The 26,467-nt window shown below is 61.3% G+C and carries 30 protein-coding genes; 24 read left to right on the top strand and 6 right to left on the bottom strand.

The genetic code is table 11. The features are described from left to right. Positions 1-30 precede the first annotated feature (30 nt). The 17 genes from I6L38_RS03955 to I6L38_RS04035 all read left to right on the top strand — a co-directional run bounded on the left by I6L38_RS03955 (position 31) and on the right by I6L38_RS04035 (position 13,641). On the top strand, positions 31-1,140 hold the full coding sequence (locus tag I6L38_RS03955; RefSeq protein WP_017766599.1) for a chemotaxis response regulator protein-glutamate methylesterase: 1,110 nt from the start codon (positions 31-33) through the stop codon (positions 1,138-1,140). A gap of 2 nt (positions 1,141-1,142) precedes the next feature. Beyond that, positions 1,143-1,880 (top strand): flagellar motor protein, encoded by a 738-nt coding sequence (locus I6L38_RS03960; protein ID WP_026140851.1) that lies wholly within the window; start codon positions 1,143-1,145, stop codon positions 1,878-1,880. Between the two features lie 2 nt (positions 1,881-1,882). After that, the gene (locus I6L38_RS03965; protein ID WP_216989177.1) at positions 1,883-2,806 is read left to right on the top strand and encodes a flagellar motor protein MotB; all 924 of its coding nucleotides are present in this window, start codon (positions 1,883-1,885) and stop codon (positions 2,804-2,806) included. A gap of 4 nt (positions 2,807-2,810) precedes the next feature. Beyond that, complete coding sequence (locus I6L38_RS03970; RefSeq protein ID WP_005298826.1) at positions 2,811-3,605, top strand: ParA family protein; 795 nt, start codon at positions 2,811-2,813, stop codon at positions 3,603-3,605. Beyond that, positions 3,602-4,471: a chemotaxis protein CheW gene (locus tag I6L38_RS03975; RefSeq protein ID WP_216989178.1), complete on the top strand. Its 870-nt coding sequence runs from the start codon at positions 3,602-3,604 to the stop codon at positions 4,469-4,471. Before I6L38_RS03970 ends, I6L38_RS03975 begins: the two co-directional genes overlap by 4 nt. A gap of 69 nt (positions 4,472-4,540) precedes the next feature. Further along, positions 4,541-5,029: a chemotaxis protein CheW gene (locus I6L38_RS03980; RefSeq protein WP_005298836.1), complete on the top strand. Its 489-nt coding sequence runs from the start codon at positions 4,541-4,543 to the stop codon at positions 5,027-5,029. A gap of 18 nt (positions 5,030-5,047) precedes the next feature. Then, on the top strand, positions 5,048-5,434 hold the full coding sequence (locus tag I6L38_RS03985) for a DUF2802 domain-containing protein (protein ID WP_010634610.1): 387 nt from the start codon (positions 5,048-5,050) through the stop codon (positions 5,432-5,434). Positions 5,435-5,597: 163 nt separating this feature from the next. Then, entirely contained in the window at positions 5,598-6,233 is a 636-nt protein-coding gene (gene ccmA / locus I6L38_RS03990; RefSeq protein WP_005298840.1) for a cytochrome c biogenesis heme-transporting ATPase CcmA, read from the top strand. Between the two features lie 5 nt (positions 6,234-6,238). Then, a complete protein-coding gene (gene ccmB, locus I6L38_RS03995) occupies positions 6,239-6,907 on the top strand; it encodes a heme exporter protein CcmB (RefSeq protein ID WP_017766603.1) in 669 nt (222 codons plus the stop codon). 163 nt (positions 6,908-7,070) lie between these two features. Further along, on the top strand, positions 7,071-7,811 hold the full coding sequence (locus I6L38_RS04000) for a heme ABC transporter permease (RefSeq protein ID WP_005298843.1): 741 nt from the start codon (positions 7,071-7,073) through the stop codon (positions 7,809-7,811). 2 nt (positions 7,812-7,813) lie between these two features. Continuing rightward, on the top strand, positions 7,814-8,020 hold the full coding sequence (ccmD, locus tag I6L38_RS04005; protein WP_005298845.1) for a heme exporter protein CcmD: 207 nt from the start codon (positions 7,814-7,816) through the stop codon (positions 8,018-8,020). Then, complete coding sequence (gene ccmE, locus I6L38_RS04010) at positions 8,017-8,508, top strand: cytochrome c maturation protein CcmE (protein WP_005298847.1); 492 nt, start codon at positions 8,017-8,019, stop codon at positions 8,506-8,508. Before ccmD ends, ccmE begins: the two co-directional genes overlap by 4 nt. Then, positions 8,505-10,460, top strand: coding sequence for a heme lyase CcmF/NrfE family subunit (locus I6L38_RS04015; RefSeq protein WP_010634606.1), 1,956 nt, complete (start codon positions 8,505-8,507; stop codon positions 10,458-10,460). Before ccmE ends, I6L38_RS04015 begins: the two co-directional genes overlap by 4 nt. Then, positions 10,457-10,987: a DsbE family thiol:disulfide interchange protein gene (locus I6L38_RS04020; RefSeq protein ID WP_005298853.1), complete on the top strand. Its 531-nt coding sequence runs from the start codon at positions 10,457-10,459 to the stop codon at positions 10,985-10,987. The genes I6L38_RS04015 and I6L38_RS04020 overlap by 4 nt, the downstream gene beginning before the upstream one ends. Before the next feature lie 11 nt (positions 10,988-10,998). Further along, positions 10,999-11,478, top strand: a complete 480-nt coding sequence (locus I6L38_RS04025; protein WP_005298856.1) for a cytochrome c-type biogenesis protein — start codon at positions 10,999-11,001, stop codon at positions 11,476-11,478. Continuing rightward, positions 11,475-12,749 (top strand): c-type cytochrome biogenesis protein CcmI, encoded by a 1,275-nt coding sequence (gene ccmI / locus I6L38_RS04030; protein ID WP_216989179.1) that lies wholly within the window; start codon positions 11,475-11,477, stop codon positions 12,747-12,749. The genes I6L38_RS04025 and ccmI overlap by 4 nt, the downstream gene beginning before the upstream one ends. A 79-nt stretch (positions 12,750-12,828) precedes the next feature. Beyond that, positions 12,829-13,641, top strand: coding sequence for a VacJ family lipoprotein (locus I6L38_RS04035; RefSeq protein WP_216989180.1), 813 nt, complete (start codon positions 12,829-12,831; stop codon positions 13,639-13,641). A 124-nt stretch (positions 13,642-13,765) separates the two neighbouring features. On the opposite strand, the gene sodB is transcribed toward I6L38_RS04035, so the two are convergent. After that, positions 13,766-14,350: a superoxide dismutase [Fe] gene (gene sodB / locus I6L38_RS04040; RefSeq protein WP_005298860.1), complete on the bottom strand. Its 585-nt coding sequence runs from the start codon at positions 14,348-14,350 to the stop codon at positions 13,766-13,768. A 286-nt stretch (positions 14,351-14,636) separates the two neighbouring features. On the opposite strand from sodB, the gene I6L38_RS04045 reads away from it, so the two are divergent. Continuing rightward, positions 14,637-14,981 carry a Grx4 family monothiol glutaredoxin gene (locus I6L38_RS04045; RefSeq protein ID WP_005298863.1) on the top strand — a complete coding sequence of 115 codons (345 nt, stop codon included), beginning with the start codon at positions 14,637-14,639 and terminating at the stop codon, positions 14,979-14,981. A 66-nt stretch (positions 14,982-15,047) separates the two neighbouring features. On the opposite strand, the gene I6L38_RS04050 is transcribed toward I6L38_RS04045, so the two are convergent. Further along, positions 15,048-16,259 (bottom strand): RsmB/NOP family class I SAM-dependent RNA methyltransferase, encoded by a 1,212-nt coding sequence (locus I6L38_RS04050; protein ID WP_019839609.1) that lies wholly within the window; start codon positions 16,257-16,259, stop codon positions 15,048-15,050. A 210-nt stretch (positions 16,260-16,469) separates the two neighbouring features. Between I6L38_RS04050 and I6L38_RS04055 the strand changes: the two genes are divergently transcribed. The 6 genes from I6L38_RS04055 to I6L38_RS04080 all read left to right on the top strand — a co-directional run bounded on the left by I6L38_RS04055 (position 16,470) and on the right by I6L38_RS04080 (position 22,397). Further along, a complete protein-coding gene (locus I6L38_RS04055) occupies positions 16,470-18,449 on the top strand; it encodes a reprolysin-like metallopeptidase (RefSeq protein ID WP_216989181.1) in 1,980 nt (659 codons plus the stop codon). After that, positions 18,446-18,775 (top strand): hypothetical protein, encoded by a 330-nt coding sequence (locus tag I6L38_RS04060; protein ID WP_216989182.1) that lies wholly within the window; start codon positions 18,446-18,448, stop codon positions 18,773-18,775. Before I6L38_RS04055 ends, I6L38_RS04060 begins: the two co-directional genes overlap by 4 nt. A 154-nt stretch (positions 18,776-18,929) precedes the next feature. Continuing rightward, entirely contained in the window at positions 18,930-19,568 is a 639-nt protein-coding gene (gene pdxH / locus I6L38_RS04065; RefSeq protein ID WP_005298871.1) for a pyridoxamine 5'-phosphate oxidase, read from the top strand. A 38-nt stretch (positions 19,569-19,606) separates the two neighbouring features. Next, entirely contained in the window at positions 19,607-20,221 is a 615-nt protein-coding gene (locus I6L38_RS04070) for a glutathione S-transferase family protein (protein ID WP_216989183.1), read from the top strand. Continuing rightward, complete coding sequence (locus I6L38_RS04075) at positions 20,221-21,849, top strand: GNAT family N-acetyltransferase (protein ID WP_216989184.1); 1,629 nt, start codon at positions 20,221-20,223, stop codon at positions 21,847-21,849. The genes I6L38_RS04070 and I6L38_RS04075 overlap by 1 nt, the downstream gene beginning before the upstream one ends. A gap of 32 nt (positions 21,850-21,881) precedes the next feature. Then, a complete protein-coding gene (locus I6L38_RS04080) occupies positions 21,882-22,397 on the top strand; it encodes a GNAT family N-acetyltransferase (RefSeq protein WP_005298877.1) in 516 nt (171 codons plus the stop codon). Positions 22,398-22,461: 64 nt separating this feature from the next. Here the strand turns inward: I6L38_RS04080 and I6L38_RS04085 are convergent, their stop codons facing one another. The 4 genes from I6L38_RS04085 to purB all read right to left on the bottom strand — a co-directional run bounded on the left by I6L38_RS04085 (position 22,462) and on the right by purB (position 26,450). Then, a complete protein-coding gene (locus I6L38_RS04085; RefSeq protein ID WP_216989185.1) occupies positions 22,462-22,869 on the bottom strand; it encodes a hypothetical protein in 408 nt (135 codons plus the stop codon). A gap of 241 nt (positions 22,870-23,110) precedes the next feature. After that, positions 23,111-24,241, bottom strand: a complete 1,131-nt coding sequence (locus I6L38_RS04090; RefSeq protein ID WP_216989186.1) for a cupin domain-containing protein — start codon at positions 24,239-24,241, stop codon at positions 23,111-23,113. Between the two features lie 2 nt (positions 24,242-24,243). Continuing rightward, positions 24,244-25,023, bottom strand: coding sequence for a DUF2971 domain-containing protein (locus I6L38_RS04095; RefSeq protein ID WP_216989187.1), 780 nt, complete (start codon positions 25,021-25,023; stop codon positions 24,244-24,246). A gap of 56 nt (positions 25,024-25,079) precedes the next feature. Further along, entirely contained in the window at positions 25,080-26,450 is a 1,371-nt protein-coding gene (gene purB / locus I6L38_RS04100) for an adenylosuccinate lyase (RefSeq protein ID WP_010634594.1), read from the bottom strand. Between the last annotated feature and the right edge of the window lie 17 nt (positions 26,451-26,467).

Consider the following 26,467-nt stretch of genomic DNA (forward strand, 5'->3'; position numbering starts at 1 on the left):
CCCCAGGCTCAAGGAGTTAGAAGAATAACAATGGCAATCAAGGTATTAGTTGTCGACGATTCAAGCTTCTTCCGTCGTCGGGTCAGCGAGATCATCACTCAGGATCCCATGCTGACGGTCATCGACACGGCCCAAAATGGGCGGGAAGCGGTAGAAAAGGCACAGCAGTTGCGTCCTGACGTGATCACCATGGACATAGAGATGCCGGTGATGGATGGCATCAGTGCCGTGCGTGAGATCATGGCCAAGTGCCCCACGCCGATCCTGATGTTCTCTTCTTTGACCCATGAAGGGGCCAAAGCCACGCTCGATGCGCTCGATGCAGGGGCGCTCGACTTTCTGCCCAAGAAATTCGAAGACATTGCCCGTGACAAGGATGAAGCCGTCCGTTTGCTGCAGCAGCGGGTCAAGGAGATTTCACGCAAGCGCTTCCTGATGTCTGCGCCGGCACGCCCGAAGGCGCCCGAGCCTGTGGCCAGGACACCTCTGAATGCGCCACGTCCGGCAGAACGTCAGGCAGAGCCGCAGCGTGCTGCTCCGGTGGCCGCATTCAAGCGCAGCGGCAAGAGTTATCAGCTGGTGGCCATTGGTACTTCTACCGGCGGCCCGGTCGCCCTACAGAATGTGTTGACCAAGCTGCCCGGCGATTTCCCGCATCCGATCCTGCTTATCCAGCACATGCCGGCGACCTTCACCGCGGCCTTTGCCGCACGTCTCAATGGCTTGTGCCAGATAGGTGTCAAGGAAGCGGAAGATGGGGATGTGCTCAAGCCCGGTCACGCCTACCTGGCCCCCGGTGGCAAACAGATGCTGCTGGAAGGCCGTGGTGCCGGTGCCCGCATCCGCATTGTCGATGGTAATGACAAGGTCAACTACAAGCCGTGTGTCGACATTACCTTCGCCTCTGCCGCCAAGACCTATGCCGATAAGGTGCTTGCTATCGTGTTGACCGGGATGGGAGCGGACGGTCGGGATGGCGCGCGCCTGCTCAAGGAGCAGGGCTCCACCATCTGGGCGCAGGATGAAGCGTCCTGCGTGGTTTATGGCATGCCGCAGGCGGTTGCCAAAGCCGGTATTGCCACTGAATCGCTGCCGCTGGATCGGGTCGCACAACGTATCCTGGTTGAGCTGGGCCGCTAACGATGGGCATGTTTGGCCTGATCCTGGCACTGGGAGCCATTGCCATTGCCCAATTGTGGCATGGCGGCAACCTGTTGACCCTGCTCGATGGACCCGCGTTTGTCATCGTGGTGGGGGGAACCTGGGGGGCGGTCATTTTGCAGACGCCGCGCAAGTTCCTGCTGGAAGCGCTCAGGCAGACCCGCTGGATGGTGCTGCCGCCGGACTGGGATCTGGTCGCTCAGGCCGAGAGATTGCAATCCTGGGCTATCTTTGCACGCCAGCAAGGGTTGCTGGCGCTGGAGAATCAGGCCGAGCAGGAGAGTGACGAATTTACCCGTCATGGCCTCACCATGATAGTGGACGGGGTTTCGGTAGACGACATTCGCATGTTGCTGGAAGCGGATATCGATATCGAGCAGGAGCGCAACGAGCACTCTGCCAGGGTCTTCGAGGCCATGGGGGGATACAGTCCGACCATCGGCATCATAGGTGCCGTCATCGGGCTGATCCAGGCGATGTTTCATCTGGAGGAGCCCGCCGCTCTCGGTGCCGGCATTGCCGTCGCCTTCGTTGCCACCATTTACGGTGTCGGCTTTGCCAACCTGCTCTACCTGCCGATCGCCAATCGCCTGCGCGCTTTTCACTATCATTACGCCCTGTTTCAGGAGATGACGCTGGAAGGCCTGATGGCCATCGCCCATGGCGAGAATGGCCCCCAGGTTGAACGGCGGTTGAAGGCTTATCTGAAGGGAGAGTAGCCATGCGCAAGCGCTATCGTTTGCATCTGCAAGGTCGGGAACACCTCGACCGCTGGCTGGTTTCCTACGCCGACTACATGACGCTGATCTTCGCCCTGTTCGTGGTGCTCTACTCGGTGGCACTGGTCAACAAGGACAAGTATCGCGCCGTCATCGACGGCATGACCCAGGCATTCCATGTGATGCAGCCCCGCAGCGATGGCTTGCTGGAGGGGCAGGGAAAGTCGTTGCTGAACAATGAAGTGTCCGCCGCAACCTCTGTGCTGGAGAGTGCCAAGGCCCGTTCACCCTCGCAGGCTCCTATTTCTGGTGTTCCCATTCTGCAAGATGGTATGACTCTTGCGAAGATAGATTCGCAACTGCAGGAGAACATGGGGTCTCTGGTGGATGCCGGGGTTGTCAAGTTGACGCAGGATGACAACTGGCTGACGGTGGAGCTGAGTTCCGGCCTGCTGTTTGGCAGTGGCAGTGCGTTTATGAGCTCCAATGCAGATCCGGTACTCAATACTCTTTCAAGTATCCTGAAACCGGTCGATAACTATGTGAGAGTGCGGGGTTACACGGATAACCAGCAGATAAATAATGAAATTTTTCGCTCCAACTGGACGTTGTCGGCAGCAAGGGCGGAGGCCGTACTCACTGCCCTGATCGCCAAGGGGATAGCCCCGCAGCGACTTGCCTACGAGGCGTTCGGGGAGTTCTCTCCCTTCTCGGACAACAGTACCGAGCAGGGGCGTTTACAGAATCGCAAGGTGGTGGTCGCTATCTCCAAGTTCGCCTGGGTACCACCTCCGACGCCGACTCCTCCCGTTCAGCCAGTGACGGAGGCGCCGGTCCCGGCAGTGCAGCAGGCAGTCGAGGCAGGAGAGGTCAAGGTGATCTCGCTGCCAGGTGGTGGCATACGCATAACAACGAGGCAGGATTGATACAGTGATTGTTTGGACGGTTGCCAACCAAAAAGGTGGGGTCGGTAAAACCACCACGGTGGTCTCGTTGGCCGGTATTCTGGCTCAGCGTGGTCAGCGGGTGCTGTTGATCGACACCGACCCTCATGCTTCCCTGACCTCATATCTCGACTTTGACTCCGATCGGCTGGATGGCACCCTCTATGAGCTGTTCCAGGCGGTCAAGCCCACGGCGGAGCTCGTCAATAAACTGACGCTGCGTACCAAGTTTGAGAACATCCACCTGCTGCCCGCTTCCATTACCTTGGCCACGCTGGATCGGGTGATGGGCAATCGGGAAGGGATGGGGCTGGTGCTCAAGCGGGCACTGCTGCGCATCCAGGATCAATACGACTATGTGCTGATCGACTGCCCGCCCGTGCTGGGGGTCATGATGGTGAATGCGCTGGCGGCCTGTGACCGGATCCTGGTGCCGGTGCAGACCGAGTTCCTGGCGCTCAAGGGGTTGGAGCGGATGATGAAGACGTTTGAAATCATGCAGCGCTCCAAGCGGGAGAAGTTCCGCTATACCGTCATTCCCACCATGTTTGACAAGCGAACCCGCGCCTCGCTGATGACCCTGCAGTCCATCAAGGAGCAGCACGGGAGCGCGGTCTGGAATGCCGTCATACCCATAGATACCAAGTTTCGGGATGCCAGTTTGCTTCACATTCCCCCCTCCATCTATTCGCCGAGCAGCCGCGGCACCTACGCCTATGAGACGCTGCTCAACTATCTTGATGCGCAAGAGCGCCAGCGTGCTCATGAGGTGACATCATGAGAGATACCACCCAAGTTCGGGCCATGGATGACTACTTCCACTCCCTGCTGCTGGAAGATGCCCTGCTGCTGGATGCCGACGAGCCTGATTCCGTGCCCGTCATCCAGTTGCAGCGCAAGCCCCAGCCGGTTGCCGAGAAAGTGGCCCAGCCCTATCTGGAGGCGGATCAGCGGCTGGAACAGTTGAGTGAACTGCTGGCCCAGGTCGGTCAGGTACAATATGAAATCGACGCCCTGAGCCATGAAGAGGTGGTCACTGAACCGCTGCAGATCGAGGCCGAAGATGCCTTGCTGCCGGTTGAGCCGGTTTGGCCCGAGGAGATGCCCGAGCCGGTGGCGGCGGATCCCGCGACTCTGGTGGTGACGGAGACCGAGGTGGCGCTGGCGCCACAGGAGGAGGTAGCCCCCTCCACCTGGGAAAACATCGATACCGGCAAGGAGTTTCAGGCCCTGTTCTTTGAAGTGGCCGGCGTCACCTTTGCCGTGCCGTTGACCGAGCTTGGCGGTATTCATCAGCTGGGGGAGGTGTCATCCCTCTTTGGCCAGCCCGGCTGGTACAAGGGGATCATGACGTCCCGCGAGCAGAAGATGAACGTGGTGGACACGGCGCAGTGGGTCATGCCGGGCCAGCATCTGGAAATAGATGACTACAAGTATCTGATCATGTTGGGTGAATCCCCCTGGGGACTGGCCTGCCATCATCTGAAGGGAACCGAGTTATTGCACCGTGATCAGGTCAAATGGCGCCATCAGGAGGGCAAACGTCCCTGGCTGGCCGGCATGGTCAAGGAGAAGATGTGTGCCCTGCTGCACGTGAAGGAATTGCTCCTGTTACTGGAGCGCGGGGTCAACATAGAAGGTCGCTGATAACTTCTGCACTCGGGCTGTTTTATTGCTAGTTTTACCAGTAGACGTTTTCATAAAAGGAATAAAAACATGACAGAAAAGCGCAATATTGCACAGAATCTGGCCGAAGACGAAGTGCTGCAATGGGTCACCTTCCAGCTGGAAAATGAAACCTACGGCATCAACGTGATGCAGGTGCAGGAGGTGCTGCGCTACACCGAGATCGCCCCTGTGCCGGGTGCCCCCGAATACGTGCTGGGCATCATCAACCTGCGCGGCAACGTGGTGACCGTCATCGACACCCGTTCCCGCTTCGGCCTGCCTTCTGGCGATGTGAGTGAAAACTCGCGCATCGTCATCATCGAGGCGGAGAAGCAGGTGATCGGCATCATGGTCGACAGCGTGGCCGAGGTGGTCTATCTGCGTTCATCCGAGATCGATGCGGCCCCGGCCGTGGGTACCGAAGAGAGCGCCAAGTTCATTCAGGGGGTCAGCAATCGCGATGGCCAGCTGCTGATCCTGGTCGATCTGAACAAGCTGCTCTCCGATGAAGAGTGGGAAGATATCGGTTCCCTCTGATAGGAAGATGATGTGTTGATGATTGAAATTGCCGCCTTGGGGGTGTCCTTGCTGGCGTTGGCGCTGGCCCTGTACGGGGTGTTAGGCAGCCGACGTGGCCAGCGAGAGTCCGAGGCCAGGGTGGAGCTGCTGCAGGGTCAGCTCGAGAGTCTGCGCAAGCAGATGATGGAGCTGCATACCGGAGCCATCGGCATGGGCCAGCGTCTGCAATCCGTCGAAGGGGCCATGCAGCAGGTCAATGACCGCCAGCAGGAGCTTACCCTGCAGGATCCGGAACGCCGCCTGTACAGCCGGGCCGCCAAGATGGTGGAGCTCGGTGCCGACCTCGACGAGGTCATGAACGAGTGTGAATTGCCAAAGGCCGAGGCTGAATTGTTGATTTCATTGCGAAAAGGCCGCTCATGATCGATCGGGAAGGCATCTGCCTTCCTGATTTTCCCGCCCCGCTTTGCGGCTCTCCAAGGCGGGATCTCCCCCACAAATCCTGCTGATAATTGGCATCTTTGAAAAGACGCTTCCCGATACTGTGTTAATATGCAGGCCGCTTCTTTTCACTGATTACATCCTCATGCTGCTTCAAATTCACAACCTGAGCTGCGTGCGTGAAGATCGCACTCTGTTTGAACATCTCTCCTTTGCGGTGGCTCCCGGTGATCTGGTGCAAATTGAAGGTCCCAACGGCGTGGGCAAGACCAGCCTGCTGCGCTTGCTGACTGGCCTGTCTCAGCCTTTTGCCGGTGAAGTGTGCTGGAATGGCGAGAATATTCGCCATTGCCGCGACGAATATCACGCCAATCTGCTCTATCTCGGTCATCAGCCAGGTGTCAAGGCTGCCCTGACACCGCTCGAAAACCTCGCCTTCTACCAGAAACTGCACCATGCGGCCGATACCAGCGTGGACCTGTGGCGGGTGCTGGCCCAGGTCGGTCTGGCCGGCTTTGAAGACAACCCCACCGGTCAGCTCTCCGCCGGTCAGCAGCGCCGCGTCGCGTTGGCCCGTCTGTGGCTGAGTGACCAGCCGGCACTCTGGATCCTGGACGAGCCGTTCACCGCCATCGACAAGCAGGGGGTGAAGGTGCTGGAGCGGCTGTTCCTGACCCATGCCGAGCGGGGGGGCATGGTGATCCTCACCACCCATCAGGACATGACCCTGATGCAGGGACGGCTGAAGACCCTCTCTCTCACGCCCTTGCTGCAGGAGTAGTTCTGATGTTGCGCGCCGTAATGCACCTGATCCACCGTGAGCTGCTGATGGCCCTGCGCCAGCGCTCCGACATCCTCAACCCGCTCTGGTTTTTCCTCATCGTCATCACCCTGTTTCCGCTGGGGATTGGCCCCGAGCCCAAGCTGCTGGCCCGCATTGCCCCCGGCATCATCTGGGTGGCGGCCCTGCTGGCGGCCATGCTCTCCCTGGAGCGGCTGTTTCGCGACGACTTCGGCGATGGCGCGCTGGAGCAGATGATGTTGATGCCCCATCCGCTGGGCTTGCTAGCGCTGGCCAAAGTGATCGCTCACTGGTTGCTGACCGGCCTGCCGCTGTTGCTTATCTCCCCGCTGCTCGCCATCCTGCTGTCGCTGGACATGAACACCTATCTGGCTGTGGTCGCCACCCTGGCGCTGGGCACACCTGTGTTGAGCCTGCTCGGGGCGATCGGGGTGGCCCTCACCGTGGGTCTGCGCAAAGGGGGAGTGTTGCTCAGTCTGCTGATCCTGCCGCTCTATATTCCGGTACTGATTTTTGCCACCTCCGCCATCGATGCGGCGGGGATGGGACTGCCCTATTCGGGGCAGCTGGCGATTCTGGGGGCTATGCTGGCCGGTGCGCTCACCCTGACCCCGTTGGCGGTCTCGGCGGCGCTGCGGGTCAGCGTGAATTGATGAAAGCGTCTGAAAAAGTGGCCATGGAAGGGCCGTTATAAAAAATATAATTGAGATAGATCAAGAGGATGGCTGCTTATTGCTTTCGGGGGATGTGATGTTTTCCGGCAGTGAGTAAGGTAGGCCTCGCCACGATATTAATAACAGAAAGGTTTTGTGAGCTATGTGGAAATGGTTGCACCCTTACGCTAAACCCGAGCGCGCTTACCAGCTGGCAGGGACCTTGCTGCCCTGGTTTGCCGTGACCAGCCTGCTGGCATTCATCATCGGCACCCTTTGGGGGTTGGCGTTCGCCCCTGCCGATTACCAGCAGGGTGACTCCTTCCGGATCATCTACATCCATGTTCCCGCCGCCATTCTCTCCATGGGGGCCTACTCCACCATGGCGGTCGCGGCCTTCATCGGTCTGGTGTGGCAGCTGCGGATGGCCGACATGACGGTGGCCGCCATCGCGCCGGTCGGTGCCGTGTTTACCTTCATCGCGCTGTTTACTGGCGCCGCCTGGGGCAAACCCATGTGGGGCACCTGGTGGGTGTGGGATGCGCGGCTCACCTCGGAGCTGATCCTGCTGTTCCTCTACCTGGGGGTCATCGCCCTCTACAACGCCTTCAGCGACAAGGTGCTGGCTGGCCGGGCCGCCGGCATCCTGGCACTGGTGGGGGTGATCAACCTGCCCATCATTCACTACTCGGTGGAGTGGTGGAACACCCTGCATCAGGGCGCCACCATCACCAAGTTTGACAAGCCCTCCATCTCCCCCGAGATGCTGTGGCCGCTGCTCATCATGATCCTGGCCTTTGCCGCCTTCCTCGGGGCCCTCTCCCTGATGCGTTTTCGAAACGAGCTCTTGATGCGGGAGTGGCACCGCCCCTGGGTCAAAGAGATAGCCGAGCAGGAGAAGTAAGCATGCACTTTGCCTCATTCAGTGACTTTCTGGCGATGGGCGGTTACGCCTTCTACGTCTGGCTCTCCTTCGGTCTGACCCTACTCTGCCTGGTCGGCATCGTCATTTCCACCCGTATGAAAACCCGCAGCCTGCTCGGCGAATTGCGCAGCAAGCAGGCGCGCGAGGCTCGTCGCAAGGCGGCCCAGCAGATGGAGAACACCCTATGAACCCGAGACGCAAAAAACGCCTCACCATCATCCTGGCGATCAGTGCCGGCCTCGCCGCCGTGATCGGCCTGGTGCTCTATGCCCTCAGCCAGAACATCGATCTCTTCTATACCCCGAGCGAGCTGGTGGAGGGCAAGGGGCCGGACAAGATCAAGCCGGAAGAGGGGCAGCGCCTGCGCATCGGGGGGCTGGTGGTGCCGGGCTCGGTGCAGCGGGATCCCCAGAGTCTCAAGGTGGCCTTCAAGCTGGTGGACAATGGCGGGCATCTGGTGACCGTCGAGTTTGACGGCATCCTGCCGGATCTGTTCCGCGAGGGGCAGGGCATCGTCGCCCAGGGCACCCTCAAGGATGCCACCACGGTCGCCGCCTTCGAGGTGCTGGCCAAGCACGATGAGAACTACATGCCGCCGGAAGTGGCCGATGCCACCAACGGCATGCACTTCAAGCCGGAATATACCGACGCGCAGTTGAAGGGGAGCAAGCAATGATCCCGGAATTAGGACAGTTCTCGCTGATCCTGGCATTTGCCACCGCGCTGCTGCTGGGCAGCTATCCGCTGCTCGGGGCCAAATGGGGGCGCCTTGGCATGATGTCGGCGGCTCGTCCGCTGGCCTATGCCCAGTTTTTGCTGTTGCTGCTGTCGTTCCTCTGCCTGACCTGGGCCTTCATCGACAACGACTTCACCGTGCAGTACGTGGCCACCAACTCCAACAGCCTGCTGCCGCTGGCCTATCGCATCTCCGCGGTATGGGGGGCTCATGAGGGCTCCCTGCTGCTGTGGGTGCTGACGCTGGGGGGCTGGACCGCGGCGGTCGCCATGTTCAGCCGCCGCCTGCCGCTCGACGCGGTGGCGCGGGTGCTCGGGGTGCTCGGCCTCATCTCGGTCGGTTTCACCGCCTTCGTGCTGTTTACCTCCGACCCCTTCACCCGCACCTTGCCCTATTTCCCGGTGGATGGGCGCGATCTCAACCCGCTGCTGCAGGACCCGGGTCTCATCTTCCACCCACCCATGCTCTACATGGGCTATGTGGGCTTCTCGGTGGCGTTTGCTTTCGCCATCGCGTCCCTGATGACCGGCCGGCTCGATGCCACCTGGGCGCGCTGGTCCCGTCCCTGGACCATGGCCGCCTGGGTCTTCCTGACGCTGGGTATAGTGCTTGGCTCCTGGTGGGCCTATTACGAGCTCGGCTGGGGCGGCTGGTGGTTCTGGGATCCGGTGGAAAACGCCTCCTTCATGCCCTGGCTGGCCGGCACCGCCCTGCTGCACTCGCTGGCAGTCAGTGAAAAACGCGCCACCTTCAAGGCCTGGACCGTGCTGCTGGCGCTTTCGGCCTTCTCCCTGAGCCTGCTGGGTACCTTCCTGGTGCGCTCCGGCGTGCTGGTCTCGGTGCATGCGTTTGCCTCCGACCCGACCCGCGGCCTGTTCATTCTGGGCTTCTTGCTGGCGGTAATTGGTTCATCCTTGCTGCTGTTCGCCTTCAAGGGCTCCCAGGTGAGAAGTCATGGCAAGCACGAGCTGTGGAGCCGCGAAACCCTGCTGCTTGGCAACAACATCATGCTGGTGGCGGGCCTGCTGACCGTGCTGCTCGGCACCTTGCTGCCGCTGGTGCACAAGGAGCTGGGGCTTGGCAGCATCTCCATCGGTACTCCCTTCTTCAACCACATCTACAGCTGGCTGATCATCCCGTTTGCTCTGTTGCTGGGGGTAGGCCCGCTGTTTCGCTGGCGTCGTCAGGATCTAGGCGAGCTCAAGGGCAAGGTAGTCCTGGCGCTCCTGCTGAGCCTGGCCGCCGCCATCCTGCTGCCGCTGCTGCTGGCCGAGGAGTTCAAGCCCTGGGCTGCGCTCGGTATCGGGCTTGGCGCCTGGATCATCGTCACCAGCGTGCAGGAAACCTGGGCGCGTGCCACCCACAAACACAGTTTTGCCGTCGGTGTACGGCGCCTTGGCAACAGCCATTGGGCCATGATCCTGGGCCACGTGGGTCTTGCTGTGAGCATCATCGGCATCGCCTGCACCCAGAACTACAGCATCGAGAAGGACTTGCGCATGCAGGCCGGCGATCGGGTTCATTTTGCCGATTATGAGTTCGTCTTCACCGGTATCAAGGAGAAGAACGGCCCCAACTACGACGGTTTCAAGGGCGTGCTGGAAGTGCACAAGGATGGCAAGCAGGTGGCCCTGCTCAAGCCGGAGAAGCGCATGTACAAGGTGACCCGGATGCCGATGACCGAGGCGGCCATCGATGCCGGCTTTACCCGTGACCTCTATGCGGCCCTTGGCGAGCAGCTCGACAACGGCGCCTGGGCGGTGCGGATCTACTACAAACCCTTCGTGCGCTGGATCTGGTTCGGCGGCGTCTTCATGGCCATTGGCGGCGTGCTGGCGATGCTGGACAAGCGCTACCGTTTCGGTCGTCGTGAAGAGGAGGCCAAGGCATGAGCAAGAAGACCTGGTTGTTTCTGATCCCCTTCATCGTCTTTCTGCTGGGGGCCGTGTTTCTGTTCAAGGGGCTCTACTCCGATCCCACCAAGCTCGAATCCGTGATGGTGGGCAAGGAGGTGCCCGTGTTCACCCTGCAGGATATCTATGACCTCAATAAGCAGCATGACAGGAGCATCCTCAAGGGACGCCCCATGCTGCTCAACGTCTGGGCCACCTGGTGCCCGACCTGCTACGGGGAGCACACCTACCTCAAGCAACTGGCGGGGCAGGGGATCTACATCGTCGGCATGAACTACAAGGATGAGCGGGCCAAGGCCATCAACTGGCTGGCGGAGCTCGGCAATCCCTATCAGATCAATCTGTATGATCCCGACGGCATGCTGGGGCTGGATCTGGGGGTTTACGGCGCGCCGGAGACCTTCTTCATCGACAGTCAGGGCATCATCCGCTATCGCCACGTGGGTGACGTCAACCCCGAGGTGTGGGCATCGACCCTCAAACCCATCTATGACGCCATGAAGTGAGGGAGAACCCGATGAGAATCTTAATTGCATCCCTGCTGCTGCTGGCGGGACTGGGCGGGGCGGGCCAGGCGCTGGCCGCCATCGATGTCTACACCTTCGACAACGACGCTCAGGAGCAGACCTTTCGTGAACTGACCAAGGAGCTGCGCTGCCCCAAGTGCCAGAACCAGGACATCGCCGACTCCAATGCGGGCCTGGCCAAGGACCTGCGTGACAAGACCTACCAGATGGTGCGCGAGGGCAAGGAGAAGCAGGAGGTGGTGGACTACATGGTGGCCCGCTACGGCAACTTCATCCTGTACAACCCGCCGCTGATGGCCTCCACCCTGATCCTCTGGCTGGGGCCGCTGCTGGTGATCGTGGTGGGCATAGTCCTGGTGGTGGTGCGCAGTCGCCGTCGTCCCGCGGCAGCTACGCCGGCGGATAGCGCCCTGAGCGCGGAGGAGCAGCGTCGTCTGGCTGCCCTGCTCAAAGAGGAAGAGAAACAATGACCGCATTTTGGATAGTGATCGCGGCCCTGCTGGTGCTGGTGAGCCTGGCACTGGTGTTGCCCCTGTGGCGGGGAGAGGGCCGGCAGAGCATCAGCCGCTCGGCCCTCAACAAACAACTCTATCGTCAGCGTCTGCTGGAGATCGGTGAAGAGCGCGAACAGGGGGTGCTGGCGGAAGAGCAGGACACCCTGATCGAGTTGCAGCGCAGCCTGCTGGATGACATCCCCGACGTGGAGCAGACCGCTCGCGGCGGCAAGAGTCTGATCTGGATCCCGGGTGTGCTGGTGCTGCTGGTGGTGAGCCTGGGGCTCTACTACAAGCTGGGCGCCTGGCAGGAGGTCAGCCGCTGGCAGGACGCCAGCAGCCGGTTGGGCGAGCTCAGCAACCGCATCCTGGTGGAGCGCAATGCCGAGGTCACCGAGCAGGATCTGCTGGACTTCACCCTGGCCCTGCGTACCCGCCTGAAAGAGGAACCGAACGATTACCGCGGCTGGCTGCTGCTGGGCCGACTGTCGCTGGATGGCAATGATCCCGATATGGCCCGCGAGGCACTGGAGCGGGCCTACGGGTTGGCACCACAGAAGGGGATGGTGGCGGTGCCCTATGCCCAAGCGCTGATGATGACAGGGGATGACGCGCAGGCCGATCAGCTGCTGCGGGGAGCCATCGCCCAGGATCCGGCCAATATAGAGGCGCGCTCCGTCTACGCCTTCATGGCCCTGCAAAAAGAGGACTTCAAGACCGCCCTGCAACGCTGGCGCGAGATGCTGCCGCTGATGGAGAAGGGCTCGACCCGCTACACCATGGTGGAGCGCTCCATCGACTATGCCGAGCAGCAGTTGAAGAAACGCGGCATGGCCAGTGCGGTCGTGCCGGCAGAGGCGAGCGGACAGAGCACCGCTTCCGCCCAGGTGCTGGAGGTGAAGGCCGGCGAGTTCCCGCTCAAGGTGACGCTGGCCGATGGCATTGCACTGCCGGAAGATGCCCATCTGTTCGTGTTTGCGGTGATCCCCAACGGGCCTCCCATGCCCATCGCGGTCAAACGCATCCCGGGCCCGCACTTCCCGCTGACGCTGTCGCTGGGTGACGGCGATGCCATGATGGAGGGCAACAAGCTGGCCGCCTATCCCGAGCTGCAGTTCAAGGCGCGCCTCTCCCGTGGCGGCAACGTCATGAACAAGGAAGGGGCGTTCGAAGGGGCCTCGGTCCCGGTCGCCACCGGCTCAATTCCTTCAGCGCCGATTGACATCCGCATCGATCACGCCCTCTAATACGCCTCTGGCCCGGCCCTCGATGGGGCCGGGCTGCCTATAATTCAGATTAATCACAATAAAAAGCTAGGACTTCCATATGCATGTGCGTGTAGGGGCATTGACGGTGGCCTTGTTGCTGGGTGGCTGTGCTGGCGGCCCGCCCAAGCCGGGCCCCGAGAGCCTTGACCTCAAGGAGACGCCGAGCCGGCCCGAAGCGACCAGCACGGCCAGTGACAGCCGTGACCCGTTTCAGGGTGCCAACCGGGCCATGTGGGCCGTCAACTACGATGTGCTGGAGCCCTACGTGGCTCGCCCTGTGGTGCACGGCTACGCCCGCTACGTTCCGCAGGGAATGAAGGATGGCATCGAGAATCTGGTGGAGAACTTCAACGAACCGAGCAGCATGGTCAACCACCTGCTGACCGGCGACTTGAAGGGGGCGGGTACCAACCTGGGCCGCTTCACCCTCAACACCACTGTGGGTCTGCTGGGGATCTTCGACGTGGCCAAGCATGCGGGCCTCGAGCGCAACAAGCTGGAGCTTGATACCGTGCTGGGTCGGGCCGATATCGGGGATGGCGCCTACTTGATGGTCCCTGTCTACGGCCCGACAACCACACGCAAGCTGGTGGGGGATACCGTGGATACGTTGTATTTCCCTTATGCCTTGCTGACTTTCCCGTTGAAAGTGGTGCACTGGGCGCTAGATGGTCTGGGTACCCGTTCCAAGCTGATCGATCAGGAGCGGATCATCGACAACGCGCTCGATCCTTACGCCCTGACCAAGGACTTCTATCTGCAGTACAACCAGAACAAGGTGACCGGTCGTCAGACCGAGCTCAAGCAAGAGCAGCAGGAGAAGCAAGACGACAGCAATCTGGATGACTATCTGGACGAGATCGACCAGTGATGCCTGTGCATCCCGGCTCGAATGACAAAGGCGCCTGCGGGCGCCTTTTTGCTGCGCTGGCCGCCCCTTGCGCCATAAAAAACGCCCCGCAAGAGCGGGGCGTTTTGGCAAGAGTGTGGCGCTATCAGGCAGCCAGGTTCTTGGCCACGAATTCCCAGTTGACCAGGGCCCAGAAGGTTTCCATGTACTTCGGACGCAGGTTGCGGAAGTCGATGTAGTAGGCGTGCTCCCACAGGTCGACGGTCAGCAGCGGGGTGGTACCGGCTTCGGTCAGCGGGCAACCGGCGTTGGAGGTGTTGACGATGGCCAGGGAGCCGTCAGCCTTTTTCACCAGCCAGGTCCAGCTGGAGCCGAAGTTGCCGATGGCAGACTTGGTGAACGCATCCTTGAACTCGGCGAAGGAGCCGAACGCCTTGGTGATGGCATCGGCCAGGGCGCCAGTGGGCTCGCCACCGCCGTTCGGGGAGAGGCAGTGCCAGTAGAAGGTGTGGTTCCAGATCTGGGCGGCGTTGTTGAAGATGCCACCAGTGGAGGTCTTGATGATCTCTTCCAGAGACTTGCCTTCAAACTCGGTACCCGGCACCAGGTTGTTCAGGTTGACCACGTAGGTGTTGTGGTGCTTGCCGTGGTGGTATTCCAGAGTTTCCTGGGAGATGTGCGGTTCCAGAGCATTGATTGCATAGGGCAGAGCGGGAAGTTCGAATGCCATTTTCTACTCTCCATTGGCTGGCCGTGCGAAGGCGACGGTTGCAAGACATTGCGTACTCTTTTCTATTTTGAAAAGAATTGTTCTTGAAGTGATGGGGCCAGTTGGCCCAAAGCCCATCGATTGTACCAGCATCAAAGATGGCCTAACAACTCTTGATTCTCGCCATGATCCGGATCAAGCTGCGGCGTATTGATTCGTCACTTCTTGCTGTTGCCGCGGTTTGCCAGTTTGTGGTCTGCCGGGATTGCAGTAGAATGGCCGCCGAAATCGCTCTAGTGAGGCACCTATGGAAACTATTGAAAAGATCAAACAGCAGCTGGCTGAAAACCCCATCATCCTGTACATGAAGGGCTCCCCCAAGCTACCCAGCTGCGGTTTCTCTGCCCAGGCCTCCCAGGCCCTGATGTCCTGTGGCGAGCCGTTTGCTTACGTCGACATCCTGCAAAACCCGGACATCCGCGCCGAGTTGCCGAAGTTTGCCAACTGGCCCACCTTCCCGCAGCTGTGGGTCGAGGGCGAGCTGGTCGGCGGCTGCGACATCATGATCGAGATGTTCCAGGCTGGCGAACTGCAGACCCTGATCAAGGAAACTGCCGCCAAACACAAGCAGGATGACGTTGCCGCCGAATAAGGCCGCTATCGCATCATGCAAAAAGGGGAGCCATCGGCTCCCCTTTTCTTATGCTGCAAGACGGTATCAGGCGATGCGCTCGATGCGCGCCAGATAGAAACCGTCGAAACCGGTGGCCGCCGGGCTCACGGTGTGATCACCGAGCAGGCGGAAGTTGTCGTTGGCGGCGAGGAACTTGTCCACCTGCTGGCGGTTCTCCTCGGGCAGGATGGAGCAGGTGGCGTAGACCAGCATGCCACCCACTTTCACCATCTGGCTGTAGCGCTGCAGGATCTCTTCCTGCAGGGCTACCAGCACCGGCAGCCGCTCGGCGGTATCGCGCCACTTGGCATCCGGATTGCGCTTGAGTACGCCAAGGCCGGAGCAGGGCACGTCCAGCAGCAGGCGATCCGCGCTCTCTTTGAGGCGCTTGACGGTCTTGCTGCTGGTGATGACCCGGGTCTCCACGTTGTGGGCACCGGCGCGGCGGGCGCGTTGCTTGAGGTTCTCCAGCTTCCACTCTTCCACGTCCATCGCCAGCAGGCGGCCCTTGCCCTTCATCATGGCGGCCAGATGCAGGGTCTTGCCGCCGGCACCGGCACAGGCGTCGATCACCCGCATGCCGGGGGCTACGTCGAGCGCCGCCGCGATGTGCTGGGAGCCGGCATCCTGCTGCTCGAACCAGCCGTCGGCAAAGGCGTTGGTGCGAAACAGGGCGGCATCCGAGGTCACTTCCAGGGCGCTCTCGACCCCTTCTACCGGCACCGTGGTGACCTGCTCTTTGGCCAGCGCGGCCTGCAGCTCGTCACGGGTGCACTTGAGGGTGTTGACCCGCAGGTAACGCTTGGGCATGGCGGTCAGGGCGGCACGCTCGGCCGGCCAGGCATCGCCCAGCTGCTCGCTGCCGAGCTTTTCCAGCCAGGTCGGGCAGCCATCCATCAGCACCGGGTTTTTCTTGGCTTCGGTCAGACGGCGACGAAACGCCTCTTCATTGAAGCGATCCAGGGTCGGGTGGTTGGGTTGAGCTATCTTGTGGAAAGCGTGCCAGCTGTGCAGCAGCGGCCAGACGTGCTTCTCGGCCTGGCGGACCTGAATACCGGTCAGGGCGCAGTAGAGGCTGAGGCGACGCAGCAGATCGCCGGTGACCAGGGCAATCCTTGCCTGTTCTTGCGGTTTGAGTTCGATGCCGGAGAAGTGACGGGCATAGGCGCGATCCAGGGTGAGACCCTGGCCCAGCACATCGTCAACAATGGCAACGACCAGGTCCCCGAGACGGGGCAACAGTGGGGATTTGAGCATGAGATTAACCTTGGTCAGAAAAAGACGAACCGTCGCCATGGTGACGCGGCTCAAAAACTGATAAATCCGCGCAATGATAGGGGCTAGACAGGGTTGGTGCAACACTCCCCATTCGGGGAAGATAGGGTGGATGCTGCTGGACTAATCGGACCAGCAGGCGAATGATGCCGGTTGCAGTTCAGGTGAGTGCATTTTAAAAGGACTAAAAAGATGCAGTTGATGAAATTTTCTCCTTTGACGCTGGTGGTTGCCAGCTTGATGAGTTCGGGTGGCCTTGCGGCCAAAGAGTGGGATACGGTCGCGGCGCGCGCCACCGCCGCCGACGGTTATGAAGTGCGGGCCAATCAGTTTCGGGTGGCCAAGGTGCCCATCGATTATTTTGCCGGACTGCAAGCCGGGGCGCGTTCGCTGACCCTGCCGCTGCCCGACGGGGGAGAAGTGACCTTCACCCTGCAGGCCTATGATCTGCTACCGGCCGATCAGGCGGCCAAATTCCCCGAAATCAAGACCTTCAAGGGTCACAATACGGCGGCGCCGGTAGAGACGGGGCGCTTTGATCTGGGGCCGCTGGGTTTCCACGCCATGTTCACCCATCAGGGCAAGACGGTGTTCGTCGATCCCCTCAGCAATGCCGAAGGGTATGCCGTCTATTACCAGCAAGACGCCTACAGCAGGTTGGCGGAGGAAGCGGACAAGGTTATCGGCAGCGATGCCAGCAAGGCGCTGGCGCACAAGGTGCAGGTGGATGGCAACGTGCGCAAGCGCTACGTCATCGCCATCTCGGCGGCGGGGGAGTACACCCAGTTCCATGGCGGCTCCAAGGTGCTGGCCACCGCGGCCATCGCCACCCTGCTCAACCGGGTCAACGAGGTGTACCAGCGCGACGTGGGGGCCGAGTTCCAGTTGGCCAGTGGCAACGACAACATCATCTTTACCGATCCGGGCAGCGATCCCTTCACCAATAGTGACGCCGACGTCGATATCAACAGCGTGGTGCAGGCCAATGCCCAGACCCTGCCCAGCACGCCGCTGGGACCGTTCGACATTGGCCATGTGGTCAATACCGGAGGTGGCGGTCTGGCTGGCCTCGGCGTGCTCTGTATGGCTGACAAGTCGGCCGGCATGACAGGTTCCGCCACCCCGGTGGGGGATGCCTTCTTTATCGACTATGTGGCCCACGAGATCGGCCACCAGTTCGGCGCCGATCACACCTTCAACGGCACCACCAACAGCTGTGGCGGCGACAACCGGACGCCAGAGCAGGCCTGGGAGCCGGGCAGCGGTACCTCCATCATGGCCTATGCCGGCATCTGCGGGGAGGAGAACATCCAGCCCCACGGCGACCCCTATTTCCACAGCAAGTCCATCGAGCAGATGCGGGCGCACATGGCGACCGTGCCGGCCTGTGGCACCTCCATCGATCTTGTCAACAACGCGCCCCAGGCGGCGGCCGGGGCCAGCCGCATCATTCCGGCCAACACGCCGTTCGTGCTCAAGGGGGCCGGCGCCGATCTGGACGGTGATCCCCTGACCTACACCTGGGAGCAGATCGATCTGGGCACGGAGTCGAGCAGCCTGGCCACCATGGTGGACGACGGCAGCCGGCCGCTGTTTCGCTTTGTCTCCCCCACCAGCTCACCGGAGCGGATCCTGCCGAGCCTGCCCTCCCTGCTCTCGGGCACGCTCGCCAAGGGCGAGGCCTGGCCCACCACCAACCGGGATCTCAACTTCCGGCTGACGGTGCGTGACGGCAAGGGCGGTGTCGCCAGCGACGACATGAAGGTACAGGTGGTCAATACCGGCAGCGCCTTCCGGCTGACTGCGCCGCTTGGGGTGTCGTTGACGCCGGGGGCAAGTCAGGCGGTCAGCTGGGATGTGGCCGGCACCAACCTGGCACCGATCAGCTGCAGCAAGGTGGACCTGCTCCTGACCCAGAACGAGGGAACCAGCTGGAGCAGCCTGGCGGTCAGCCAGCCCAACAGCGGCTCGGCTACCGTGACCCTGCCGGCGGATCTGGCCAGCGACGCCCGTCTGAAGGTGGCCTGCAGCGACAACATCTTCTTCGCCATCAGCCCGGCCAAGCTGCCGGTCGTCCAAAGCGGCGGCAGCTCGGGCGGTGGCGGTGGTGGCGCCCTCGGTCTCTGGACCCTGGCGCTGGCCCTGCTGGGCTGGCAGCGGAGGCGCGGATGAGGGCGGCCTGGCTGGTGTTGGCGTCCCTGCTCGGCGGCTGTCAGGCTGACGCCGATACCCTGGAGCAGGCGGTCAGCGCCAGCCTGGCCAAGCAGGATTACCGGCTGATCGTGCGGGCCGGGCGAGGCGAGGTGGCGCCCGGCATAGCGCCGGCAGAGCAGGCTTCGGCCAAGGCCCGCTGCGGCGTGCGCTATCTGGAGGGGCTGGGGGATGTGATCAAGCCAGGCCAGCAGGAGGCCCAGGCCAAACTGGCGGCCTACGCGGCCGACTACAACCGGCGCATGCTGGCGCACTGCCCGCCACGACCGGCGACGGATTGGCAGTGACAGAGGGCCGTCAAGGTCAACAGGGGGAGGCGCGAGCCTCCCTCTTTTTTACGGCTGTCATTTGCCGGTCACAAGGCTTGTACCCATGGCGTGCTCGTCGCACAATGCCTGCACGCATGGCCGCATTGGCGGCAAAGAGAGAAGGAAAATCAAGATGATGGATGTAGCCGATCTGCGCCGTGAATACACCCGGGGTGGACTGCACAGGGCCGATCTGCCGGCCGAGCCCCTCGCCCTGTTCGAGAAGTGGCTAGCCCAGGCGTGCGAAGCCAGGCTGACCGACCCCACCGCCATGGTGGTGGGCACAGTGGATGCCGACGGCCAGCCCTGGCAGCGCACCGTGCTGCTCAAGCACTACGACGCCGAAGGCATGGTGTTCTACACCAACATGGGCAGCCGCAAGGCACACCAGCTGGAGGGCAACCCCCGCATCAGCCTGCTGTTTCCTTGGCACACCCTGGACAGACAGGTGCACGTGACCGGCCGGGTGGAGAAGATGAGCACCTTCGAGGTGATGAAGTATTTCCACAGCCGCCCCAAAGACAGCCAGATCGCCGCCTGGGTCTCCAAACAGTCGACCCGCATCTCGGCGCGCGGCGTGCTGGAGGCCAAGTTCCTCGAGCTCAAGCAGAAGTTTGCCAATGGCGAGGTGCCGCTGCCGAGCTTCTGGGGCGGTTTCCGGGTGCGCATCGACACGGTCGAGTTCTGGCAGGGGGGCGAGCATCGCCTGCACGACCGCTTCTACTACACCCGCGAAGGGGAAGGGTGGCACATCGAGCGGCTGGCGCCCTGAGTGCCCCGCTAGCCTTTTGCTGCTGACAAGGAGTCTGTATGCGTCTGTATGGCGATCTGAAGTCCGGCAACTGCTACAAGCCCTGGCTGCTGGCCCGCTGGCTTGAGCTGCCCCTCGACTGGGTGCCGGTGGATGTGTTGGTGGGGGAGACCCGCACCCCCGATTTTCTGGCCCTGAACCCCAACGGCAAGATCCCGGTGCTGGAGCTGGCCCAGGGCGACACCCTGGCGGAGTCCAATGCCATTCTCTTCTACCTGGCGCAGGGGTCGTCCCTGTGGCCGGCCGAGCCGCGTCAGCAGGCCGAGGTGCTCAAGTGGCTGTTCTTCGAGCAGTACAGTCATGAGCCCTATATCGCGGTAGCCCGTTTCATCGTTCACTATCTGGGGCGACCGGAGTCCCAGGAGGCGCGCCTCGACGGGCTCAAGGCCGGCGGCGAGAAGGCGTTGTCGGTGCTGGAGCAGCGGCTCAAGCAGAGCTCCTACCTGTGTGGCGAGGCGCCGACCATCGCCGACATCGCGCTGTACGCCTACACCCATGTGGCGGAGGAGGGTATCTTCTCGCTGCAGGGCTGGCCCGCCATCCGGGCCTGGATTGCCCGAATCGAGGCACATCCTCGCCACCTGAGCCTGCCTGCAGCCTGTCAGGCCGGCTGATGGAACTGCTGATCGAGCGCGCCCTGTGGCAGCCCCACTGGACACCGGTGTTGCAGGCCTGGCAGCGGCAGGGCCATGGCTGGCAGTTGCTGCAGAGCAAGGTCGATGAGCGTTTGCCGAGCGATACCGGCGGACTCTGGTCCTGTTGTCCGCCCGATGGCGTGCGTTCGGCCAGTGCACTGCTGGCGGCCTGGCTGGACGGCGATCTGCCCGGCCAGCAGGCCGTTGATCCGAGCCGGCAGATCCTCATCAGCGGCTCGGCTTCCCTGCTGACGCTGGCGCGAGAGGAGGGGCTGCTTACCCTGGGGCCACAGGGCGCCGATCTGACGCTGACGGCGCAGGACGATCTGGGCGCCGTGCTCAACCGCCTGCTGGCCCGCCGCCTGACGGTGCCCGTGCTGGCCGAGCCTCCCTCCCGGTCGGAACCCGCCCTGCAGCTGCGCCCCCTGCTGGCGTGCGATGAAGCCGAGGTGGTGCGCTATTGCAGCGATGCGGCGCTCGCCCGCTACACCCTCAACATTCCCCACCCCTATCCGCCGGAGGCGGCTAGCGACTGGCTGGCCGGCTGCTGGCGCAAGGCGGCGCTCGGATTGGGCTGGAGCTGGGCGCTGACCCTGCCGGCAGGCGAGGGCCATGCGCCGCTGGTGGGGGTGATCTCGCTGCACTGGAACGGCGAGCTGGCCTGGTGGGTGGGCGTGCCCTGGCAAAACCGCGGGCTGGCGACCCGGGCCGCCCGGCTGGTGAAGGCCTTTGCGTTCGACCGGCTGCAGCTGCCGGTGCTCACCGCCCGCCACATGCCGGACAACCATGCCTCCGGCCGGGTGATGGCCAAGCTGGGCATGCGCTATTGCGGCCGACGGGCATTGAGTGGCCAGCGCTTGAGCCAGAACCAGAGCGAGGTGAGCTACTGGCAGCTGGCACGAAGCCTGACGCTGGCGGCGCCGGTCGAACGGCAGCTGGCCCCCCTGCTGGCCGACGCGCGGGTGGTGGCGGCCATCCTGCTGACACAGGTCGGGGAGGGGGCGCCGCAGAGGCTGGCGCTGTTCATGACGAATCGGGATGGGGAAGAAGGGGCCGAGCTCGCCGCCGCGCCGCTACGCTCCCTGGATACTGACGGGCCGCTGGCGGTGGAATACTACGACCAGGATGCGCTGGCGCAGGCCGAGCCGGAGCAGCTCCATCTGCTGCGCGGCCTGCTGCTGAAAGACGCCGAGGAGCAGGGGCTGGACTACCTGCTGCAGCTGGCCAGCCTGCAGCGCCAGGGACCTGTGTTGCTGACCCGGGCGGAGCGGCGCCAGCGTCTGCGCTGGCTCGCAAGGGAGGAGTCCAGACTCGCCCTGCTGGCCGCTGCGCCGCTCACCCATCGCTATCATCTGCTCGACTTGCTGGTGGCCTTGCCCGCTCTGCTCGATGAGCTGGCCGGTCGCTGGCATCGGGATGCCGACGACACCCTGGCCTGGCTGGCACGGGCCGAACCGCTGCTGTTCAACGCCTATCGAACCGCCATCACCCGCCTGCAACCGGCCGATCTGCATGAGTTGCTGGCGCAGGTGGCGGATCGTTTTCCTGAGTCCACCCTCCCATTTCTGGACAAAGATGCTCAGGGCGGCGGGCAGTTTGTGGAATAATGCCCGCTCTGCTGTACGAGGAGTAACGCTGTATGCTGAGAACCGAGCGCCCTGGCGACATGCTGCCGGTCTATGACCTGGTGAGTGCCGCCTTTGGCCGTACCGACGAGGCCGAACTGGTCAACCGCCTGCGCGAATGCGGCGCCGCCGTGGTGACCATGGTCGAGGAGGAGGAGTACGAGTTCATGGGGCACCTGATGCTGAGCCCGATCACCATTAACGGGGTGGAGGGGCCCTGGCTTGGTCTCGCGCCCGTGGCGGTCCACCCGGATTGGCAGGGGCAGGGGATCGGCTCGGATCTGGTGCGCGAGGGGCTGGATACGGCGCTGGAGATGGACTGGAAGGCGGTGGTGGTACTTGGTGACCCGACCTATTACAGCCGCTTCGGTTTTCGTCCCGCCAGCGAGTTCGGCCTGCACTGCATCTATGAAGTGCCCGCCGACTGCTTCATGGCGATGGAGCTGCAGGAGGGCGGTCTGGCTGGCGTGCAGGGGGAGGTGCTCTACCACCCGCTGTTTGACGAGTTGCCGGAAGAGACGGCATCCTGACCCATAAAAAAAGCCCTCAGCGAGGGCTTTTTTTATGTCATCCCCTTGCGTGCACAGGGCTTGCTCAGGCGCGGGTATCGAGCAGGTTGCCCTTGCGATCCTCGGCCCCCGTCATGCCCGCCAGTTGTTTGCCAAGGGGGCTCTGCCGGTATTGCAGGTAGTCGCCGAGCTGCTGTTGCTGCTGGTGGCGTTCTTCCATCCGGTAGAGATCGACAGCCGTCGGGACGCTTTTATCATCGCTCTCCTGCCCACTGGCTTGCAGATAGCGATCCACGGCGGCCTTGTCCTGCTGCTGCTCTGTGTAGGAGACGGCCAGAGTGCGGCGGGTGGTCTCTTTCTCCTCCTGCGTCGCCACGTATTCATCTCTCTTGTCCAGCGCCTTGTCGCGGCCCTGGTTGAGCTGCTCCGGGGTCAGCTTGGGATAGGTGTTGCCATAACCGGGCAACGGCATGGGACGAGTGCTGATCTGCATGGGATACCTCTCTGCTAAACCTGGCTGCTTGAGCAATGGCCGCATGATACGAGCTTTCACTTGCGCAAAAAAGCATCATCAGGTGTGCCGTCAAGAGTGGGTTCAGCTTCGAAAGCATGTTGTGGACAAGGCAAGAAGTGAAACTCGCCGCCGGGGTAGCCTGGTCGGCAGCAGAGACGGTGGGGTCGGGCAGCAGAGATAGAAAAGGCGCCCGAGGGCGCCTTCTGTCACCGCAGGGGGATCAGTTGAAGAACCAGTAGCCGCGGTTGACCAGCCGGGTCAGCAGTTGCAGGAAGCCGGCCTGATCGGCCAGTTCCACCATGTCGGCCTGGGTGACCATGTCCTTGTCGCACAAGAGCGAAATGGCTGCCGCATCTTCGCTTGGCAGGGTCCAGGCTTCGCCGTCGATGTAGCAGGTCTGGCTTTCGCCACTGAACCAGACAGAGCGCAGGCCCGGCACCTTGATGGCGGGCTCGCCCTGGGTCAGCAGGTCGGCCACTTCCTCGGCGCTGTAGTCCGGCTCCATGGGACTCACGTCCAGATCGTGCTTGGCCTCGGAGATCATGGTGCCGAACCACTCCTTGAACAGGGTCTCGTCATCGAGTGCCTGCTGCATCAGCTCGCGCAGGCGGTGCAGCTCATGGGGCTGGATCTCGCCGTGGCGGGCACGGGGCTTGAGATCGGCATCGCCGTAACGCTCGGTGCGCACCTCGTTGTCGATCAGGTGATCGGCAAAGGAGGAGATAAGCGCCTTGGCATCCGGCGCGCGAAAACCCACCGAGAAGTTCAGGGAGGGCTCGATGGCGTAGCCCTCGTGGGGGAATCCAGGCGGAATGTAGAGGATGTCGCCCGGCTCCATGATGACGTCGATGATCGCCTCGAACGGCTCACAGTGCAGCAGGGCGGCGTGGGCGGCAAACTCATTGAGCGGTGTGGCATCGCCGACCCGCCAGTGGCGCTTGCCCTGACCCTGGGTGATGAAGACGTCGTAGTTGTCGATGTGGGGGCCGACGCCACCGTGAGGGGTGGAGAAGCTCACCATCACATCGTCAAAACGCCAGCCCGGGATGAACTGGAACGGCAGCGCCAGCTCGTTGACCTCGGGGGCCCAGTGGTTGCAGGCCTGCACCAGCACGGTCCAGTTCTCTTCGCCCAGGTGATCGTAGGATTCGAAGGGGCCGTGGGCAGCTTCCCACTTGTTGTTGAAGCGGGTCACCAGGCGCGATTCAATCACCTCTTCCATGGCCAGACCCGCCAGCTCGTCCGGGCTGATGGGATCCTGAAAGTCGGTGAAACCGCCCTTGATGAGGAGCGGGCGCTTCTGCCAGTAGTGCTCGAGGAAGTGAGCGATATCCAGATTTAATTCGTACATGTTCACCAGTCTCGATATGGTATTTGAGTATGTATAATACCGTTTACAATATTTAACTTATTAAATAAGGTTGGTAACGCTCTAAATGCTAGGTCTATATTAGGTGTTGGACCTATACAAATGTTCCAAATTAGTTCGTTTTTTTCATTAAGCTTTAAGTCCAAGGGGACGTAAGGTATGAGAGTTGATTTTCCTGGTCGAAGGTTAATCCTAATATCATCAAGGTTAATAAATGAGATTAAACGCCACTCACTCTCTTCTATGAAAGACTCATGTTTAAAAAATGGAGCTATCAAAAATAATTGCTTTATTAACTCATCAATATTATCGATGTTTTCTTTTATTGAGGATGCAACACGCCCCCCCCAATTCTGTATAGTCTTTTTCTTTTCCTGTGGATTGTAAATGCATTTTTTCAAATAAAACCCCTGCAGTGATGCACATTCACATAGAAGGCTTTTATTAAAACCAATGTTATATCCAAAACCACTGGGGCAATATCCACGCCATTGACTTAAAGAGTCCCCTTTTTCTGAAAAACAAGCAACATAAACTGATAGCTGAGAGGCGTTGTCAATCGTACTGATTATATTGTCATATGTGCTAATTTCTCTGAGGCTAGTAGATGATTGACGCAGAGAAATAATTTCCGACCTTGCCATATCAAGACCATGTATAAATTCTTGACTATCATTCATAAAGTGAATGTTGGTAGACCATATGGAAGAAGAATTAATAATGCCAAGTAAACCAGTACCGCTAGTATAATGGTGAAGAATCATAATACTTTCTCATAAAATAAAAGAAGAAAGGCTTTTAGCCTTTCTTCTTTTGGTATTTACTTCAGCAGATCAACCAGACGCTGGGCGTCGCCGATGTAGTTGGCCGGGGTTAGCTTCTTCAGCTCAACCTTGACCGCTTCCGGCAACTCCAGGGTGTCGATAAAGGTACGCATCCCTTCGGCGTCCACGCGGCGGCCACGGGTCAGCTCTTTGAGCTTCTCGTAGGGCTTCTCGATGCCGTAGCGGCGCATCACGGTCTGGATCGGCTCGGCCAGTACTTCCCAGTTGGCATCCAGATCGGCGGCCATGGCATCGGCGTTGGCTTCCAGCTTGGAGATGCCCTTCAGGGTCGCCTGATAGGCGATAAGCGAATAGCCCACTGCCACACCCAGGTTGCGCAGCACGGTCGAGTCGGTCAGGTCACGCTGCCAGCGGGAGATGGGCAGTTTGCTCGCCAGGTGCTGGAACACGGCGTTGGCCAGGCCCAGATTGCCTTCGGAGTTTTCGAAGTCGATGGGGTTGACCTTGTGCGGCATGGTGGAGGAGCCGATTTCACCGGCGATGGTGCGCTGCTTGAAGTGGCCCAGGGAGATGTAGCCCCACACGTCGCGATCGAAGTCGATCAGGATGGTGTTGAAGCGCGCCATGGCGTCGAACAGCTCGGCGATGTAGTCGTGCGGCTCGATCTGGGTGGTGTAGGGGTTCCAGGTCAGGCCCAGAGAAGTGACGAACTCCTCGGAGAACTGGTGCCAGTCCACTTCCGGATAGGCGCTGATGTGGGCGTTGTAGTTGCCCACGGCGCCGTTGATCTTGCCCAAGATCTCCACCGCCATGATCTGCTTGAGCTGGCGCTCCAGACGGTAGGCGACGTTGGCCATCTCCTTGCCCATGGTGCTCGGGGTCGCCGGCTGACCGTGGGTGCGCGACAGCAGCGGCATGTCGCGGTACTCGGCGGCCAGACGCTTGATCTCGGCAATCAGCTTCTCGCAGTAGGGCTTGATGACCTCCTCGCGGGCGGTCTTCAGCATCAGGCCGTGGGAGTTGTTGTTGATGTCTTCGGAGGTGCAGGCGAAGTGAATGAACTCGCTGACGGCGGCCAGCTCAGGGTTCACTTCGACTTTTTCTTTGAGGAAGTACTCCACCGCTTTCACATCATGGTTGGTGGTGCGCTCGATCTGTTTGATGCGGGCGGCGTCGCTCTCGTTGAAGTTGCTGACGATACCGTCGAGCAGGGCACTGGCGGCCGCGCTCAGGGCAGGGACTTCCGGGATCCCGGCGTGGCTGGCCAGTTTTTGCAACCAGCGCACCTCGACTTCGACGCGAAAACGCAGCAGACCGAATTCGGAGAAGATAGGGCGCAGGGCATCGGCCTTGTCGCCATAACGACCGTCAATCGGGGAAACAGCAGTCAGCGCGGACAGCTCCATGGGGTGAACTCCTGATG

The organism is Aeromonas sp. FDAARGOS 1408, assembly GCF_019048665.1.
GTDB lineage: Bacteria > Pseudomonadota > Gammaproteobacteria > Enterobacterales > Aeromonadaceae > Aeromonas > Aeromonas dhakensis.

What these genes read in the sequence shown, in the direction of transcription:
- I6L38_RS04075 (WP_216989184.1), top strand. Translation starts at nt 20,221, where the DNA reads ATGGAACTGCTGATCGAGCGCGCCCTGTGGCAGCCCCACTGGACACCG.
- I6L38_RS03960 (WP_026140851.1), top strand. Translation starts at nt 1,143, where the DNA reads ATGGGCATGTTTGGCCTGATCCTGGCACTGGGAGCCATTGCCATTGCC.
- I6L38_RS04035 (WP_216989180.1), top strand. Translation starts at nt 12,829, where the DNA reads ATGCATGTGCGTGTAGGGGCATTGACGGTGGCCTTGTTGCTGGGTGGC.
- I6L38_RS03985 (WP_010634610.1), top strand. Translation starts at nt 5,048, where the DNA reads ATGATTGAAATTGCCGCCTTGGGGGTGTCCTTGCTGGCGTTGGCGCTG.
- I6L38_RS04070 (WP_216989183.1), top strand. Translation starts at nt 19,607, where the DNA reads ATGCGTCTGTATGGCGATCTGAAGTCCGGCAACTGCTACAAGCCCTGG.
- I6L38_RS04000 (WP_005298843.1), top strand. Translation starts at nt 7,071, where the DNA reads ATGTGGAAATGGTTGCACCCTTACGCTAAACCCGAGCGCGCTTACCAG.
- I6L38_RS04055 (WP_216989181.1), top strand. Translation starts at nt 16,470, where the DNA reads ATGCAGTTGATGAAATTTTCTCCTTTGACGCTGGTGGTTGCCAGCTTG.
- I6L38_RS04090 (WP_216989186.1), bottom strand. Translation starts at nt 24,241, where the DNA reads ATGTACGAATTAAATCTGGATATCGCTCACTTCCTCGAGCACTACTGG.
- ccmI (WP_216989179.1), top strand. Translation starts at nt 11,475, where the DNA reads ATGACCGCATTTTGGATAGTGATCGCGGCCCTGCTGGTGCTGGTGAGC.
- I6L38_RS04080 (WP_005298877.1), top strand. Translation starts at nt 21,882, where the DNA reads ATGCTGAGAACCGAGCGCCCTGGCGACATGCTGCCGGTCTATGACCTG.
- I6L38_RS03980 (WP_005298836.1), top strand. Translation starts at nt 4,541, where the DNA reads ATGACAGAAAAGCGCAATATTGCACAGAATCTGGCCGAAGACGAAGTG.
- ccmB (WP_017766603.1), top strand. Translation starts at nt 6,239, where the DNA reads ATGTTGCGCGCCGTAATGCACCTGATCCACCGTGAGCTGCTGATGGCC.
- I6L38_RS04050 (WP_019839609.1), bottom strand. Translation starts at nt 16,259, where the DNA reads ATGCTCAAATCCCCACTGTTGCCCCGTCTCGGGGACCTGGTCGTTGCC.
- I6L38_RS04045 (WP_005298863.1), top strand. Translation starts at nt 14,637, where the DNA reads ATGGAAACTATTGAAAAGATCAAACAGCAGCTGGCTGAAAACCCCATC.
- pdxH (WP_005298871.1), top strand. Translation starts at nt 18,930, where the DNA reads ATGATGGATGTAGCCGATCTGCGCCGTGAATACACCCGGGGTGGACTG.
- I6L38_RS04025 (WP_005298856.1), top strand. Translation starts at nt 10,999, where the DNA reads ATGAGAATCTTAATTGCATCCCTGCTGCTGCTGGCGGGACTGGGCGGG.
- purB (WP_010634594.1), bottom strand. Translation starts at nt 26,450, where the DNA reads ATGGAGCTGTCCGCGCTGACTGCTGTTTCCCCGATTGACGGTCGTTAT.
- ccmE (WP_005298847.1), top strand. Translation starts at nt 8,017, where the DNA reads ATGAACCCGAGACGCAAAAAACGCCTCACCATCATCCTGGCGATCAGT.
- I6L38_RS04085 (WP_216989185.1), bottom strand. Translation starts at nt 22,869, where the DNA reads ATGCAGATCAGCACTCGTCCCATGCCGTTGCCCGGTTATGGCAACACC.
- sodB (WP_005298860.1), bottom strand. Translation starts at nt 14,350, where the DNA reads ATGGCATTCGAACTTCCCGCTCTGCCCTATGCAATCAATGCTCTGGAA.
- I6L38_RS04015 (WP_010634606.1), top strand. Translation starts at nt 8,505, where the DNA reads ATGATCCCGGAATTAGGACAGTTCTCGCTGATCCTGGCATTTGCCACC.
- I6L38_RS04060 (WP_216989182.1), top strand. Translation starts at nt 18,446, where the DNA reads ATGAGGGCGGCCTGGCTGGTGTTGGCGTCCCTGCTCGGCGGCTGTCAG.
- ccmD (WP_005298845.1), top strand. Translation starts at nt 7,814, where the DNA reads ATGCACTTTGCCTCATTCAGTGACTTTCTGGCGATGGGCGGTTACGCC.
- I6L38_RS03965 (WP_216989177.1), top strand. Translation starts at nt 1,883, where the DNA reads ATGCGCAAGCGCTATCGTTTGCATCTGCAAGGTCGGGAACACCTCGAC.
- I6L38_RS04020 (WP_005298853.1), top strand. Translation starts at nt 10,457, where the DNA reads ATGAGCAAGAAGACCTGGTTGTTTCTGATCCCCTTCATCGTCTTTCTG.
- I6L38_RS04095 (WP_216989187.1), bottom strand. Translation starts at nt 25,023, where the DNA reads ATGATTCTTCACCATTATACTAGCGGTACTGGTTTACTTGGCATTATT.
- ccmA (WP_005298840.1), top strand. Translation starts at nt 5,598, where the DNA reads ATGCTGCTTCAAATTCACAACCTGAGCTGCGTGCGTGAAGATCGCACT.
- I6L38_RS03975 (WP_216989178.1), top strand. Translation starts at nt 3,602, where the DNA reads ATGAGAGATACCACCCAAGTTCGGGCCATGGATGACTACTTCCACTCC.
- I6L38_RS03955 (WP_017766599.1), top strand. Translation starts at nt 31, where the DNA reads ATGGCAATCAAGGTATTAGTTGTCGACGATTCAAGCTTCTTCCGTCGT.